At 58.0% G+C, this 14,419-nt stretch carries 14 protein-coding genes; 13 read left to right on the top strand and 1 reads right to left on the bottom strand.

What is annotated here, in order from left to right; all coding sequences use genetic code 11:
• The first annotated feature begins 25 nt into the window (after window positions 1-25).
• The 13 genes from ACO08C_RS02305 to ACO08C_RS02245 all read left to right on the top strand — a co-directional run bounded on the left by ACO08C_RS02305 (window position 26) and on the right by ACO08C_RS02245 (window position 13,252).
• A complete protein-coding gene (locus tag ACO08C_RS02305) occupies window positions 26-286 on the top strand; it encodes a hypothetical protein (RefSeq protein WP_421787172.1) in 261 nt (86 codons plus the stop codon).
• Between the two features lie 113 nt (window positions 287-399).
• Window positions 400-585 carry a hypothetical protein gene (locus ACO08C_RS02300; protein WP_421787170.1) on the top strand — a complete coding sequence of 62 codons (186 nt, stop codon included), beginning with the start codon at window positions 400-402 and terminating at the stop codon, window positions 583-585.
• Complete coding sequence (locus ACO08C_RS02295; protein WP_421787168.1) at window positions 582-1,265, top strand: Fic/DOC family protein; 684 nt, start codon at window positions 582-584, stop codon at window positions 1,263-1,265. The genes ACO08C_RS02300 and ACO08C_RS02295 overlap by 4 nt, the downstream gene beginning before the upstream one ends.
• A 471-nt stretch (window positions 1,266-1,736) precedes the next feature.
• Complete coding sequence (locus ACO08C_RS02290) at window positions 1,737-3,260, top strand: MobA/MobL family protein (protein ID WP_421787166.1); 1,524 nt, start codon at window positions 1,737-1,739, stop codon at window positions 3,258-3,260.
• 269 nt (window positions 3,261-3,529) lie between these two features.
• Window positions 3,530-6,133 carry an AAA family ATPase gene (locus ACO08C_RS02285; protein WP_421787165.1) on the top strand — a complete coding sequence of 868 codons (2,604 nt, stop codon included), beginning with the start codon at window positions 3,530-3,532 and terminating at the stop codon, window positions 6,131-6,133.
• Window positions 6,134-6,138: 5 nt separating this feature from the next.
• Complete coding sequence (locus ACO08C_RS02280) at window positions 6,139-7,371, top strand: DUF5677 domain-containing protein (protein ID WP_421787164.1); 1,233 nt, start codon at window positions 6,139-6,141, stop codon at window positions 7,369-7,371.
• A 572-nt stretch (window positions 7,372-7,943) separates the two neighbouring features.
• Complete coding sequence (locus tag ACO08C_RS02275) at window positions 7,944-8,546, top strand: DNA-3-methyladenine glycosylase family protein (protein WP_421787162.1); 603 nt, start codon at window positions 7,944-7,946, stop codon at window positions 8,544-8,546.
• 113 nt (window positions 8,547-8,659) lie between these two features.
• Window positions 8,660-9,613 (top strand): NAD(P)H-dependent flavin oxidoreductase, encoded by a 954-nt coding sequence (locus ACO08C_RS02270; protein ID WP_421787160.1) that lies wholly within the window; start codon window positions 8,660-8,662, stop codon window positions 9,611-9,613.
• A 64-nt stretch (window positions 9,614-9,677) separates the two neighbouring features.
• Window positions 9,678-9,899, top strand: a complete 222-nt coding sequence (locus tag ACO08C_RS02265) for a DUF2945 domain-containing protein (protein WP_421787158.1) — start codon at window positions 9,678-9,680, stop codon at window positions 9,897-9,899.
• Window positions 9,899-10,228 (top strand): hypothetical protein, encoded by a 330-nt coding sequence (locus ACO08C_RS02260; RefSeq protein WP_421787156.1) that lies wholly within the window; start codon window positions 9,899-9,901, stop codon window positions 10,226-10,228. The genes ACO08C_RS02265 and ACO08C_RS02260 overlap by 1 nt, the downstream gene beginning before the upstream one ends.
• Window positions 10,221-10,478, top strand: coding sequence for a DUF7218 family protein (locus ACO08C_RS02255; protein ID WP_421787154.1), 258 nt, complete (start codon window positions 10,221-10,223; stop codon window positions 10,476-10,478). Before ACO08C_RS02260 ends, ACO08C_RS02255 begins: the two co-directional genes overlap by 8 nt.
• 20 nt (window positions 10,479-10,498) lie before the next feature.
• The gene (gdhA, locus tag ACO08C_RS02250; RefSeq protein ID WP_421787152.1) at window positions 10,499-11,842 is read left to right on the top strand and encodes an NADP-specific glutamate dehydrogenase; all 1,344 of its coding nucleotides are present in this window, start codon (window positions 10,499-10,501) and stop codon (window positions 11,840-11,842) included.
• Window positions 11,843-11,851: 9 nt separating this feature from the next.
• The gene (locus tag ACO08C_RS02245) at window positions 11,852-13,252 is read left to right on the top strand and encodes an MFS transporter (RefSeq protein ID WP_421787150.1); all 1,401 of its coding nucleotides are present in this window, start codon (window positions 11,852-11,854) and stop codon (window positions 13,250-13,252) included.
• Here the strand turns inward: ACO08C_RS02245 and ald are convergent.
• On the bottom strand, window positions 13,224-14,342 hold the full coding sequence (ald, locus tag ACO08C_RS02240; protein ID WP_421787149.1) for an alanine dehydrogenase: 1,119 nt from the start codon (window positions 14,340-14,342) through the stop codon (window positions 13,224-13,226). The genes ACO08C_RS02245 and ald overlap by 29 nt on opposite strands.
• Window positions 14,343-14,419: the final 77 nt, after the last annotated feature.

The raw sequence follows: 14,419 nt of genomic DNA, 5'->3' as shown, positions 1-14,419 counted from the left end.
CCACAAAACAAGAAAGGACCATTCAATGTCTAAAGATTCCACATCCAACAATCGGCCTGCCTACCGCGCTTGTTTTTCTGCGAGAACGGGAATTGACCGAAACGGTCAATCGACCTTGAGCTACCCAGTTGAGATTGGGGCAGCCTTCCACCGCAAGGATGCAGAAAAAGGGCTGATCCTGAAATTCAACCTCGTTCCAGCTTCAGTGCAAGACGGCGTGCTTTTCCTGATCCCTTTGGCCGAAGGCGAAACCGCTCAAACCGAACTGTTTGAGCAACAAGCCTAGCGATGCGAAAGCCAGCGCTGGGCCGCGCGAAACCGCGAAAGCGGTTTCGCGCCGTTTTCCGGCAAAGCTCCATTTTTATGGCGATTTATCGTTGTATATGAGAGAATAGACTTATGACTGAAAATTCAGAAAAAAAGTTGGCGCCACCCCTGACCCGCGAGGAGGTCAGGCGTCTACATGAGATCGAAGGTAACCCCTTCACTGATGAAGATGAGGCGATGTTCGACATGTTTGAACGTGAGGGCTGGTCAACCGAACAGCAGCTCGACTACATAAAAAACAAATTTGCCAAGAAATGAGTGATCCGACCTATTGCTACCCGCCGGATTACTCTCTTCTTCGAAACCTTCAGGATTTTAGAGACCCTGCAGAACTCGCTTCCTTCGAACGAAACGCGGTGCGAATTCGAACGAATGAAGGTGTTCCTGAGGGCAATTTTTCCCAGAGCCATTTGCAAGCCATCCATCGTCATTTGTTCCAAGATGTTTATAAGTGGGCAGGAGAAATCCGAACGATCGACATGCGTAAGGGAACCACCGTATTCGGACGTGCAGACCTTATTGAATTTGACCTAAGCAATATTCACGAGCGCTTGCGCGGTATGGATTATCTGCGCGGCAGCAATAGACGGGAGTTCGCTCACGAGGCTGCCAGAACGCTCGGAGATGTGAACTACGTGCATCCATTCCGCGAAGGAAATGGGCGTACCCAGCTTCAATATCTCAAACAACTCGGCGCGCAGGCAGATCACCCGCTTGATCTTCGCCATTTTGAAGGGAAGAGCTGGATTGAGGCGTCAATCAAGTCCTCACGAGAAAAGAAGCCTGACTACGGCCCGATGGAACGCTGTATCACCGCAGCAATGGACCGAACGCGTGAGCAGCAATGGGTCAAAGCCGCGCGAAAATCGGAAACACGGGACAGCTACCGAACGCAAGATGGGTCTGAAAAATCGCGCGATGAAGGCAAAGAACGGTAGGCGCCTAATAGCTGGATCCTGCGTGAATTAAATACGCATCGTATCATTTCGAAATTGAACCGAACCAATTGAACCAAACGGCAAAGTTGTGTAGCCTGCTGGCACATCGCAAAAATGGAGGGCGCACTTTTGGGTTTGCTAGTAAACCCGCGCGCCGGGCGGCCCTTAGGCGGGCCGCCGTGAACCGGCCCAAGGCCGGTGCCCGCAACGATCCTGTCTCGCCACTTTGTGGCTCGTGGATCGTGCGGGAACGCCGCTTTCGCGGCGTGCAAGCTGGGCAATGAATGAGGCGAGTCGTCGCCCGATACCAGCTTGCAAGTGGTGGCTGTCGGAACGGGAGGCAAACGCGTGGAAAGGCGTTGGTCCCAAAACCTCATCATCCACACACGCCAGTGTGCACATACTGGTTTTCATTCACGGATTGTACCTTTTGTCATACGCTCTTCAGCCCTGAAATGGTTGGAGACTTGAATGGCGCTTTACTCGCTCAATGTCTCCAGCATTGGTCGCACCACCCACGCTGCCGGGACTGCGGGCGCACACATCAGATATATCTGCCGCGAAGATGCGGAGCCGGAGATATTTTCCGGCGGCGGTTTGCCGATCGATCCGCTTGAGGCGCGCAACTTCCTTGATCGGGGCGAGCGGGCCGACAGGATTAACGCACGGGTCGCCGATAAAATTCGCGCCGCCTTGCCCATCGAGCTTGATCATGCGCAACGGGCCGAACTGGTGCGCGATTTTGCTGCGCAACTCAGCGAAGGACGTGTACCTTGGTTTGCCGCAATCCATCAGACCGGCGAGGATGAGCACAATCCGCATGTCCACTTGCTCATTCGCGACCGCGACAAAGAAACCGGCAAGCGGGTCATTCGGTTGTCGGATTCCGCCCGTGATTGGAAAGCCGCAGGCAGGCCCGGAGAAGCGCCCTGTTCCTATGTCCGTGAGCTATGGGAAAATGCCGCCAACGAAGCGCTGGAACGCGCCGGCCACTCCGAACGCATAGATCGGCGCACTTTGGAAGCACAAGGCATCGACCGCGAACCGCAAATCCATCTGGGCCCGGCCGGGCAGTATGTGGAAACCCACAAGCACCGTCCGCACTCAAAAGACGTGAAAGAAAAATCATGGCGGCGCACCCAGTACCGCGATCGAACGCCCTACGAGCAGATTGATCAGGGCCGAACACGCCGCGAGCGCAATGATGAGATCATTGACCTCAACCTAGAACGAGCCGCGCGCTCCAAGCACGAGAAAACCCGACAATGGGCGCTCTTCGAAAAGGAGCAACGCGCGAAGGATCTCGCCTTGTCCGCGCAGCATAAGGACCGCTTTCGTAGGCAGCGATATGAGCGCGACGAGATTGCCGCGAAATTCAAATCCCGCCGCCAAGACACCCAAATCCGCCGCGAAGCAGAGATGGATTTTGTGCGAGAAAGTCTACGGGTCGCAGAGCGCCGGAAATTGACTGATCTGGCGCAGCGGCACCAGCTTGAGTCTAGCGCCTTGCGGTCAGAGCAGAAACGATGGTCGGCGCGGCTGATGCGTTACATCGACATCTCGGGCCGAACCAAGAAGTCCCAGGAAGCCGCCGTTATGCGGCTTGGAAACCAGCAGACGCGCGAGCGACGAAAAGCCGAGCGTGAAATCCGATCCGATGAGAAGATACAGACTGCATTGGTCAACAAGCGATATGCCCCGGAACTCTTGGATGTGCGGCGAGAGCGCCGCGCGGCATTGTCCGAGTTGTCAGCGCGCCACAAAATCGAGAACGCGCCTTATCAGGCGTCTCTTCAAGCACGAGAGATTGAGCGGGAACGAGCACGTCAGAAGTTGACCAGCTACCTCAATGAAAGGCTAAGCCCGCAATCAACGAACGCTGCTGGGTCTCAGGAGTTTGATAGGCGCTTAAGTGCATACGACAGTATTGAGCCAATAGACTTTTCGGGCGGCACACAGCGGTCGCACGACTTCGATAACGATCGGGAGCGATAGATTCAGCGGGAACCGAGCTTGAAAATAACATCGCCCTTGCTTTGGCCAGCCCGCCGCTAAAGCGGCATCGCACGCGATCAAGGGGAGGCCATGCGCTACGCTGCGATGTCGAATGTGGGCGGTGTCGGCTCCGGGGGAATGTTGGCTTGTCTCTCCAAGGGAATGCTGGAAACAATACAACCAATAGTGATATCGTTTGTGATCTGCCTAATATTTGAAGGGGGAGCTGGTGGAAACTTTTAGACGAGATTTTGCGAGAAGCTGACAAAATGGTCGCAGATTCAAGAGTCGAAAATAACCCTGAGAACAATGGTTTGTCGATCTGGAAAGCCCTCGATGATTGGGGCCAACAGCTTTCAGGATGGCAAAAGTTATTGTTGCGCGCCGCCGTCCGTAATGATGAGGACGCGTCTGATGCAATTGATCGCGCATATGACTTGTTTTGCGCTGAAAATGACCTCGCCGAGATCGATCCAAAACAAAATACAGAAGCTGAATCTCTATCGTCCGTCACGGGACGCGTCCACGGAAGCTCCGCCCAGGCAATCACATTGATTGGTATTGAGGGTCTTCAAAATGTGAATGCCCTCCCAAGCGGCTCAGCTTTGCCTTTCGGACCAGATTTGACGGTTATTTACGGGGGGAATGGAGCAGGAAAGAGTGGTTTCTTCCGATTTCTCGCAAATGCATGTTTTAGTCGTGGAACCCATACTCTTTTGCCAAACGTATACGATGGCACGAGTGAAGAGCCCCAAGGCATACTCAATATAGATGTCGGCAATGGCGCTCCTAAAGCGCTGAAAATCGATTCCAATAACTCTGAGCCGGAGCTGAAGCGCGTGACTGTATTCGACGCTTCGGTCGCGCGAGCTCACCTCACCGATAGCAATCCGCTTGGTTTTGAACCAGCTGGCTTTGATGTGTTCGAAAAAATGAGAGATTGGACAGAAGAGCTAGCATCGCGTCTGGCGGCAGATATTGGCAAACGCGAGCGAGAGAATGACTTTGAAAACGCTTTCACGGACGAAAGTCCGGTCCAAAAAATTGTTTCAACGCTGGATGATAAAACTGACCTTGAAGCGCTAAGGAAACTAGCTGAATTCAATGAAGACGATCAGGCCCGGATTGAGCAACTTGCGCAATCGCTCGCTGAGTTAAGAGCCAACTCACCAGCCCAAACCATCGCCAAAATACGGCAAGTGCAAGCAGCCATTCCTCAGATAAAGGATGAGCTGGCGGAGTTAGATGAATTCATTGGTGTTGAAGGCGCTAAGCGCCATCGAGAACTGCTCGAGAAACTTCTCGATGCATTGAGCGATCAGGAGCAGGCAGGATTCGACAAAATCGGAAATCCGGCACTGGCACATACGGGATCGTCGCAATGGTTTGAATTCATGGACCAAGCGAAAGCTTATGCGGATCTCGAAAAAGAAACTTTTCCAGAGACCGACGATCCTTGCCCTCTTTGTCATCGCCCACTTGACGAACCATCCGCTAGCCTGATCAGGCGTTTCTGGGGGCTCCTTGGCCACGAGAAGAGAAAAGCGGTCGAAGAAGCCAATAACGAGGTGTCTGAGGCTAGCGCAACATTGGCGAAGCTCAACATTCAGGTTGCTTCTAAGGGCAGCGCGCGCCGCGAGCTTATCGGCGCCGTTTCGCCCGATTTTCTTAAATGGTGTGACGCTGCTCAGGAAGAGATAAACAAGCGAATGGACAATGCTGTCACAGCGTTGGAAAACGGTGATGTTGCTCAACTCGCAACTACGCCAATCTCTTTGGACTTTGACGCTCTGACGAAACTCGACTCGGCGCTTGAGGGGCAGGTTTCTACTCTTCAAGCAGGCGATGTGGAGAAGACAATTGCATCGCTGGAAAGCGAACGAGTTACGCTACGCCATAAAGAGATACTTAAAGAGAACCTCGGCTCGATTGTCGGATATGTAGAAGATCAAAAGTGGGCTGCAAAGGCACGAATAGCCCACAGACAATTGAATTCGCGGTATGCGACGACCAAGGGAACTCAGTTGTTCAGAACGCTGATCGAGGGACGTTATAAATCCCGATTGGATCAAGAGTGCGGGAAGCTGAAATGTTCTCTGCCGTTTTCTCCGAAGTTGAGCGGGCGAGCCGGAAAAACGCTCAAATCGCTTCAAGTGGATAGTGGCCACAAGACGGTCGAAGTCTTCAGTGAAGGCGAACAGCGAGCCCTGGCGCTAGCCGATTTTTTGACCGAGGTGAATTTGAATCCCGATGCGGCTGGAGTCGTGCTCGACGATCCGGTCACGTCTTTAGATCACGAACGAAAAGAGCTAATAGCTGAGCGCTTAGCGCAGGAAGCAAAAGTTCGACAAGTTATCGTTTTTACCCATGATCTTGTCTTTCTGTCTGCGCTACTCGATCAATCCGAGCAGTTGTCCCTTTCTACTGTTGTCCATTGGGTCCAACGGCAGAATGACAGCCCTGGCGCTGTTTCTCTAAACGATTCACCGAGCAATAGCCGCCAGTACCGCGACGAAAAAATCGCCGAACAGAGGCTGCAAGAAGCCAAACAACTCACTGGCCAAGATCAAGTCGACAAAATCAAGTCAGCAGCTGGTGCCTTGAGACGTACACTGGAAGAGATCGTTACGAACAAGCTTCTGAATGGTGTGGTAGTCCGCTGGAAGGAGCCAATTTCGCTGATGCGGCTCAAACAGGTCAACTGGCAGCAACAAAATGTAGACGAGATCGTCAAGCTGTTTGAGGACATCTCCCGTTTGATTGAGGGGCACTCGAACTCTGATGAATATGCTGGCGCCATGCCCGATATATCAACGCTTGAAGATCTGATTTCTCGGGTAAAGGCGGTTAGAAGCGCATCAAAGCCGAAGTAAGTGATATGCTCGGTAACACCTTCCAAAAACATCTTGATGGATTAATCGACACCATTCCGGAACAGTTTTTGCGGGTCTTGCTTGAAAAGAAGATCAAAGAAATCGGTGAAGAACCGAAGCCAGAAGTAATCGATTTTTTTTGCAAGGAGATTCTCGCCGGGAAGTATAACTCGTCTTGGTCCGATGACACGGATGCAAACGCACCGCCCGCCACCAAAACGATCAAAATCGACCAAGATGATATTGATCAAATGGGTGAGATCGTTGCTGCGCTCGGCAAAGAAATGCCAAAGCTTTTGGACGAGCAGAGCAAATGGGCAGCAAAAGAAATCTATAAGATACTGAAGAAGGACTGGTTAGATCACGTAGAACACCTGAACCTCTTTCATGAAGCCCACGCTAGTTACGTTAATGAGTATTGGGGGGACGCTCTCAATCATCTGGACATGATGATCTGTCTTGGAGAGGAGCTGGTTCTGGAGGCGTTCGAGAAAGCGCGGAAATCACGGGCCAAACGCAATCTACATAAGAGGGAAGTGCAGCAAAAGCTTGTTGTTCGCGCGCTCAATGTTTCTCAGGAAATCGTAAGTTTGCTTTGGGCAGGGTTTCCAGATGGAGCAAGTGCAAGGTGGAGGACGCTTCACGAAATTACGGTTGTCGCCAACCTGATCGACGATTCTGACAACGAGCTGTCGCGGCGATACCTAGCCCATGATGTCGTCGAGGCAAAAAGAGCACTGGACGTATACTGCCAATCTCACGAGAAGATGGGCTATAGAGCGCCGACCAAGCGAGATCAAAAGAATGTCGAAAACGCTTATATGGCGGTATTGGACGAATTCGGATCTGATTTTGGGGCCGAGTACGGTTGGGCGTCCAAAGCGTTGGGGATAAAACGGCCTCGATTTACCGATCTTGAGAATGCAGTGGATCAGGGCTTTCGAAGACCCTTTTATAAGCAGGCTAGCATTAGTGTCCATGCTGGCGCGGGTGGGATCATGAGCACTTTAGGTCTCTTGGAAAAGGACGGACGGATCGTGTTAGGCCCGAGCGTGATAGGGTTTGAAACCGTCGGGGCGGATACCGCAATTTCGCTATCGCAAGTGCTGCTTGGCCTTTTACCGAAGCGAACTAACCTAGACTCGCTTATTTTGATGAACACACTCGCCACTTTGAGTCAGAACTGCCAGAAACAATTTGAGAAAGCATCGAAAAAAGTGGCATCAGAATACAGCTGATTCCGACACACTTTCTTACACATACACAGGCGGCAGCAGAAATAAGCAAGCCATATCAACAGTTTGCTATAGGTTAATAAATACTTAAAATCTGTCGCCCGAAAGGGATTGAGGGTTCAAATCCCTCCGTCCGCACCAGCCTTCGCTCGCTACGCGAGCTTCGGCTGGGCAAGCAAAATCATTTTATTCGAGCGCTGGCTGTCTCGCCGTAGCCTTGGCGAAGGCGGACCGGTGGATCAGATTTAGACGCGGAATGCCCCGGCAGGGGCCTTCGCTCGCTATGCGAGCTGCGGCTGGAATTTTTCTGTCCTCCCTCGCCCCCGCTCGGTCGGTCCTCGCTTACGCTGCGGGCGGGCGGGCGCCCTTGCCGAACCCTGACGGGTTCGGAATTTCATATCTGCCATGCAGACACGTCTTCCTCCGGCTTGACCGGAGGATATCGATCGTGGAGCGCCTTCCGGAGAGGTCCCGCCGCTTTCGCCAGGATGACGGCCAAAGCGGCGTCATCGGCCGAAACAGGCGGCAATATTTCAGGGGATGACGCGCTCGGCGCCGCCGGATAACAATCTGGCATGTCCGATCTCCACGCCCGCTTCCTCGGCACCGCCCGGGATTTGAGCCCCGCCCTGGCCGAGGCCATTGACGCCGTCGGACCGGTCGAGATGCATTCGCGCGCCGATTTGCCCTTCGCGGTGGCCTTGAGCCGCTCGATCACCGGCCAGCAATTATCGGTCGCCGCCGCCAAGACGATCTGGGGCCGGGTGGAGGAGAGTGCGGGCAGCACGCCCCTGGTCGAGCATTTCTGTCATTCCCGCACCGACACGCTGCGCGCTTGCGGCCTTTCCGGCGCCAAGACCAAGGCGATCTGCGAGATCGGTGCCATGGCCCGCGCCGGTCGGCTCGACGACAAGGAGCTGCGCGACCTGACCGCCGCCGAGCGCGCGGCGCGCATCACCGCCATCTGGGGCGTCGGCCAGTGGACGGCGGACATGATGAACATGTTTTATTTCGGCGAGCCCGATATCTGGCCGGACGGCGATGTTGCCGCCCGCAAGACGCTGGAGCGCCTGACCTCCAAGCGCCGCAAGACCGTGCGCACTGCGCAACGTTTCGCCCCGCACCGCTCCTATCTGGCGCTCTACATGTGGCGCCATGTCGATGCGAAGCCGGTGTAACCGCAACAAGTTGACGCTAGCGCGAACTGGACCGACCTCCGCAACCTGCCTAGTTTCCCGACCGACAAACTGACATCCCGGCCGCCGGCGCCGGGGAGGGGCCGGGAGCACACATGTCGAACCAGCAAAAGATCGCGCCGAACCTGCGGATTCCCGTCATCGGCGCGCCGCTTTTCATCATCTCCAATCCGAAACTGGTGATCGCCCAGTGCAAGGCCGGCATTGTCGGGTCCTTCCCGGCGCTTAATGCGCGGCCGCAAAGCCAGCTGGACGAATGGCTCGACGAGATCACCTCCGAGCTCGACAGCCATAACAAGGCGAATCCAGACAATCCGGCGGCCCCGTTTGCGGTGAACCAGATCGTCCACCGCTCGAATGACCGGCTTGAGGCCGATCTCGCCAGCTGCGAGAAATACAAGGTGCCGCTGGTCATCACCTCGCTGGGCGCTCGCGTCGAATTGAACGACGCCGTCCATGCCTGGGGCGGCCAGACGCTGCACGACATCATCAATGTCACCTTCGCCCGCAAGGCGCTGGAAAAGGGCGCAGACGGGCTAATTGCCGTGTGCGCCGGCGCAGGCGGCCATGCCGGCGTCAAATCGCCCTTCGCCCTGATCCAGGAGATTCGCGATTTCTTCGACGGCCCGCTGGCCCTGTCCGGCTCGATCGCTAATGGCGGCGCCGTGCTGGCGGCCGAAGCCATGGGCGCCGATTTTGCCTATATCGGTTCGACCTTCATTGCCACGCATGAGGCACGCGCCACCGAAGAATACAAGCAGGGCATTGTCGAGGGCACGTCCGACGACATCGTCTATTCCAGCCTGTTCACCGGCGTACACGGCAACTACCTCAAGGGCTCGATCCGCAATGCCGGGCTCGACCCGGACAATCTGCCGGAGAGCGATCCGTCAGCGATGAATTTCGGCTCGTCCTCATCAAAAGCCTGGAAGGACATCTGGGGTTCCGGACAGGGCATTGGAGCCATGAAATCGGTGATGGGCGCGGCCGAATATGTCGACAAGCTTGCCGCCGAATACGAGGCCGCAAAAGCCCGCATCTGCGGTTAGGTCGGCCCCGCAAAACTTGGTGAGCCGCAAATTCGCCCTAGGTCAGCTGGCGAAAGGAGCGCGCATGTCCAAACAGTATTCGCAAGGCACGGAAGTCGAATGGGACTGGGGCAATGGCACCGCCAAGGGCGAGGTCTCCGAGATCCATACCGACGACGTTCAGAAGACGCTGCAGGGTGCCTCTGTCAAGCGCGAGGCAAGCGGTGACAGTCCAGCCTACACCATCGTTCAGGAGGACGGCACGCACGTTTTGAAATCGCACAGCGAAGTGCGCAAAGCCTCGTAATGGCAAAGCCCGATTTGACACCGCCACAAGCCGTTGCCGAAGCCGCAAGGAAGGGACTCGACCTGCACCGCGAATTCAATCGCGGCGGCACGCCGGTTGGCTGGGCCCGCGCCCGCGATCTGAAGAATCGCCGCGCGCTCTCGAAGGAGACGCTGGAGCGCATGCGGTCCTATTTCGCGCGCCACGAGGTCGACAAGCAGGCCGAGGATTTCGGCAATGAGGACAATCCGTCGGCCGGTTATATCGCCTGGCTTCTCTGGGGCGGGGATGCCGGTCGCGACTGGGCCGAGCAACAGCTCAGGACATTGGAGGGCGAGGACGATGGGTAAACGTCCCAGCATCAAGGACGAAGAGACCTATAACGTGCTGCGCGAGGATGGCGCCAGCAAGGAAAAGGCCGCCCGCATCGCCAATGCCCAGGCCAGCGATGACCAGTCGCCATCGAAAAAGGGCGGGAAACAGCCGCCTTATGAAGAGTGGTCGAAAGACGCGCTCTATGAACGTGCGCAGGAACTCGGCATCGAGGGCCGCTCGGACATGGACAAGTCCGGGCTGATCGACGCGCTGCGTAACCACTGACATCCAACGGAGACGCCCGCGTGGCCCACAGTGATCTGAATGAATCGACGCTGCTCGACGAACTTGTGCAGCGCTATCCCGGCGAGAACGAATTTCACCAGGCGGTCAGCGAAACGCTGCCCGACATTCTCGGCAGCATCTCCAAGGCGGACCGCGCAACCCTTGCGCCGATCATCCGCCGACTGCTGATGCCGGAGCGCGACGTCCGTTTCACCATTGCCTGGCGCAATGGCGAGGACGAGACCGAAATTCATCAGGGCTATCGCATCCAGCACAATGGCGCGCTGGGACCGTATAAGGGCGGGCTGCGTTTCCACCCCGCGCTCAACGCCTCCATCCTTCACTTCCTGGCCTATGAGCAGACCTTCAAGAATGCCCTGACCGGTCTGCCGCTGGGCAGCGGAAAAGGCGGCGCGGATTTCGATCCGAAGGGCCGCACTGACGCCGATATCAACCGTTTCTGCAATGCCTTCATGGCCGAACTCGTCCGCCATATCGGCGGCGAGGAAGATGTGCCGGCGGGCGACATCAATGTCGGCGCACGCGAGCTGGGCTATCTCTTCGGTGCGTATCGCCGCCTGCGCGGATTTGAACCGCAAACCCTGACCGGCAAGCCCGAAGCCTCGGGCGGCAATGTGTTGCGCAACGAGGCCACCGGGTTCGGCCTGGTCCTCTTCGTCAAATGCATGCTCGCCGCCAGCAACGACGATCTTGACGGCAAGCGCGTGCTGATCTCCGGCGCGGGCAATGTCGCCACCCATGCTGCACGCATGGCGGTGCAATCGGGCGCGAAAGTCCTCACCCTCTCCGACAGCGGCGGTCTCATGGTCTGCGAGGACGGCTTCTCGGCGGATGCGATCGACACTATTGCCGCCGCAAAGGCCGAGGGCGCCTCGCTGGCGGACTGTGCGTCAGACCTTCCGGGCGATTACGACAAGGGCGCCAAGCCCTGGCGTATCAAGGCCGATATCGCGCTGCCCTGTGCCACCCAGAACGAGCTCGATGCAGAGGATGCGCAAGCGCTGGTCGGCAATGGGGCCGGATGGCTTGCCGAGGGCGCCAACATGCCTTGCACGAGGGACGCGCGCGACGCGTTGGACGAGGGCGGTGTCATCTTCGCGCCGGGCCGTGCGGCAAATGCCGGCGGCGTCGCGATGTCGGGCTTTGAAATGGCCGCCAATCGCATCGGCCTGCCGCGCGATCGCGAGGAATCCATGCAATTCCTTGAGAAAACCATGCAGGCCATCCATGATCGCTGCCAGAAGGAGGGCGGCGATGGTGACAGGATCGATTATGCGAAAGGCGCGACCGTCGCGGGGTTCAACCGCGTCGCCGACGCCATGCTGCGCGCCGGATTGCGATAGGTCTGCCTGATGGCGCAGCCGCTGCGCCCGCCCTGCGAAGCCGAATCCGGTCCGTCCAGCACCGGGCAATGCCCGGAAAAGCATCGCATTTTCGTCCTCGTGGCCGCGATTCTCGGCTCCTCCATGGTGTTCATTGACGGCTCCGCCCTGTCCGTCGCCATCCCGGCGCTGCGCGCCGATCTCGACGCCTCGGCCGCCGATCTCAACTGGATTTTCAACGCCTACACGCTGCTTTTGGCCGCACTGACGCTGATCGGCGGCGCGGCGGCAGACCGCTATGGGGCCAAGCGCGTCTTCCTCGCCGGCGTTGCCGGATTCGCGCTCGCCTCGCTGGCCTGTGCACTCGCCGATTCGACCGGCACCCTGATCGCCGCCCGGGCGACGCAGGGCTTTTTCGGAGCGCTGATGACTCCCGCCTCGCTGGCCATGATCGCCGCCGCCTACCCGAAGGAGGAACGCGGTGCGGCCATCGGCACCTGGGCCGGCGCCTCGGCGCTCACCACGGCGGGGGGACCGGTGCTCGGCGGCTGGCTGGTCGAAGCCTTCAGCTGGCAGGCGATTTTCTACATCAACCTGCCGCTCGGCGCGCTCGCGCTTTTGGCCGGCCTGCGCGCCGACCTCAAGACCGCGCCCGATACCGACAGCGCGCTGGATTATGCCGGTGCCGCGCTCGCAGCCTTGGCGCTGGGTACGCTAACCTTTGCTCTGGTGGCGTTCGGCGAAGGCGCGGCCGATCCGCTCGAAGCCGTGATCGCGCTGGCCGCAGGCCTTGCCCTGCTGGCCGCCTTCCTCTGGCGCGAACATACCGCGAAAGCGCCCATGCTGCCCTTGCAGATTTTCCGCTCGCCGGTCTTTGCCGGCGTCAATCTGGCCACGCTGGCACTCTATGCCGCGCTGTCGATCGCCTTCTTCGCCCTGCCCATTTATCTGGCGGATGATCGCGGCTGGGGCGCGACCCAGATCGGCCTGGCTTTCCTGCCGTTTACGCTCGGCGTCGGGATGCTGTCGCGCCTGTTTGGTAATTATGCCGAAGCCTGGGGGCTGCGCCGCACCATGGCGGGAGGAATCATTTTCGCGGCCATCGCCTTTGCGTTGTTCTCGGCGGGTATCGAGGGCGCGCTGGGCGTATATCTGCCGATGGCAATCGCCGGGCTGGGCTTTGCCCTGATCATACCGCCCTTGACCACGACGGCGCTTTCGGCGGCACCTGACGATCTTTCAGGCCTCGCCAGCGGCGTGAACAATGCCGCGGCGCGCACGGCCTCAATGATCGGCGTCGCGCTTGGGGCTGCCTTCCTCGCTGCCGGCACGGCCTGGACTATCGTCTTCGCGACCGCCGCGGCCTTCTGTGCGCTTGCGGCGGCGATCGTGGTGATGTCGCTTAGATCGAGGTCAGCCAGTCCGGCTTGACGTAGGGCACGCCGAGATCCTGGGCGACCGGCTCGTAAGTGATTTCGCCATGCGCGACATTGAGGCCGCGCGCGAGGTGCGGATCGTCATTGAGCGCCTTCTTCACGCCCTTGTTCGCCAGCGCCATCATGAAGGGCAGGGTCGCGTTGGTGAGGCCCAGCGTTGAGGTCCTTGCGACCGCGCCCGGCATGTTGGCCACGCAATAATGCACGACGCCATCGACGATGAAGATCGGATCGTCATGCGTGGTGGCTTTTGATGTCTCGAAGCACCCGCCCTGGTCGATCGCGATATCCACGAGCACCGCTCCATCCTTCATGCCCTTCAGCATGTCGCGGGTGACAAGTTTCGGTGCCGCCGCGCCCGGGATCAGCACCGCACCGATGATGAGGTCGGCCTGCTGACAGGCCGCTTCCACCGCCGCCGGCGTCGAGAAGGCCGTCTTCGCTGTGCCGCCGAACTGCGTGTCGAGCTCGGCCAGGCGCTTTATGGACCGGTCGAAAATCGTCACATCGGCGCGCGCCCCGACGGCCATTTCGGCCGCATGCGTACCGGCAACACCGCCGCCCAGGATCACGACCTTCGCGGGCGTCACACCCGGAATGCCGCCCAGCAGCATGCCGCGGCCGCCCTGGCGCATTTCCAGGCAGTGCGCGCCCACCTGGATCGACATCCGGCCGGCCACTTCCGACATCGGCTTCAACAAGGGCAGGCGATTGTCGGCATCGGTGACCGTCTCATAGGCGATCGCGATACAGCCCGATTTGCGCAGGCCTTCCGCCTGTACCGGATCGGGGGCCAGGTGCAGATAGGTGAAGAGGACATGGTCCTTTGTCAGCATCGCCGTCTCCGACGGCTGCGGTTCCTTCACCTTCACGATCATTTCGGCGTCGCCGAACACGGCCGCCGCGTCCGGCAGGATTTTCGCACCGGCCTTTTCATACATCGCATCGGTGAAGCCGATATTCGCCCCGGCTTTCGTCTCGACGACGACCTCGTGACCCGCGCGCACCAGCTCGGCGGCACCGTCAGGGGTCAGACCGACCCGGTTTTCACGAACCTTGATTTCCTTGGGTGCACCAATGCGCATCAGACAGCTCCCGAAAATGTTGCCCGCTCTGGGCCGGCGGTGGCGATGAAATTTTCGCCCTCTTACATGGCAAATAT

The organism is Hyphobacterium sp. (assembly GCF_965229905.1).
GTDB lineage: Bacteria > Pseudomonadota > Alphaproteobacteria > Caulobacterales > Maricaulaceae > Hyphobacterium.
Note: the sequence above shows the minus strand (reverse complement) of the source record. Positions and strands in the feature narration are given on the sequence as shown.

Excerpts from the sequence above, each read along its gene's own strand:
- ald (WP_421787149.1), bottom strand. The coding sequence starts at position 14,342 with ATGCGCATTGGTGCACCCAAGGAAATCAAGGTTCGTGAAAACCGGGTC.
- ACO08C_RS02305 (WP_421787172.1), top strand. The coding sequence starts at position 26 with ATGTCTAAAGATTCCACATCCAACAATCGGCCTGCCTACCGCGCTTGT.
- ACO08C_RS02295 (WP_421787168.1), top strand. The coding sequence starts at position 582 with ATGAGTGATCCGACCTATTGCTACCCGCCGGATTACTCTCTTCTTCGA.
- ACO08C_RS02275 (WP_421787162.1), top strand. The coding sequence starts at position 7,944 with ATGTCCGATCTCCACGCCCGCTTCCTCGGCACCGCCCGGGATTTGAGC.
- ACO08C_RS02260 (WP_421787156.1), top strand. The coding sequence starts at position 9,899 with ATGGCAAAGCCCGATTTGACACCGCCACAAGCCGTTGCCGAAGCCGCA.
- ACO08C_RS02245 (WP_421787150.1), top strand. The coding sequence starts at position 11,852 with ATGGCGCAGCCGCTGCGCCCGCCCTGCGAAGCCGAATCCGGTCCGTCC.
- ACO08C_RS02290 (WP_421787166.1), top strand. The coding sequence starts at position 1,737 with ATGGCGCTTTACTCGCTCAATGTCTCCAGCATTGGTCGCACCACCCAC.
- ACO08C_RS02265 (WP_421787158.1), top strand. The coding sequence starts at position 9,678 with ATGTCCAAACAGTATTCGCAAGGCACGGAAGTCGAATGGGACTGGGGC.
- ACO08C_RS02300 (WP_421787170.1), top strand. The coding sequence starts at position 400 with ATGACTGAAAATTCAGAAAAAAAGTTGGCGCCACCCCTGACCCGCGAG.
- ACO08C_RS02255 (WP_421787154.1), top strand. The coding sequence starts at position 10,221 with ATGGGTAAACGTCCCAGCATCAAGGACGAAGAGACCTATAACGTGCTG.
- ACO08C_RS02285 (WP_421787165.1), top strand. The coding sequence starts at position 3,530 with ATGGTCGCAGATTCAAGAGTCGAAAATAACCCTGAGAACAATGGTTTG.
- ACO08C_RS02280 (WP_421787164.1), top strand. The coding sequence starts at position 6,139 with ATGCTCGGTAACACCTTCCAAAAACATCTTGATGGATTAATCGACACC.
- ACO08C_RS02270 (WP_421787160.1), top strand. The coding sequence starts at position 8,660 with ATGTCGAACCAGCAAAAGATCGCGCCGAACCTGCGGATTCCCGTCATC.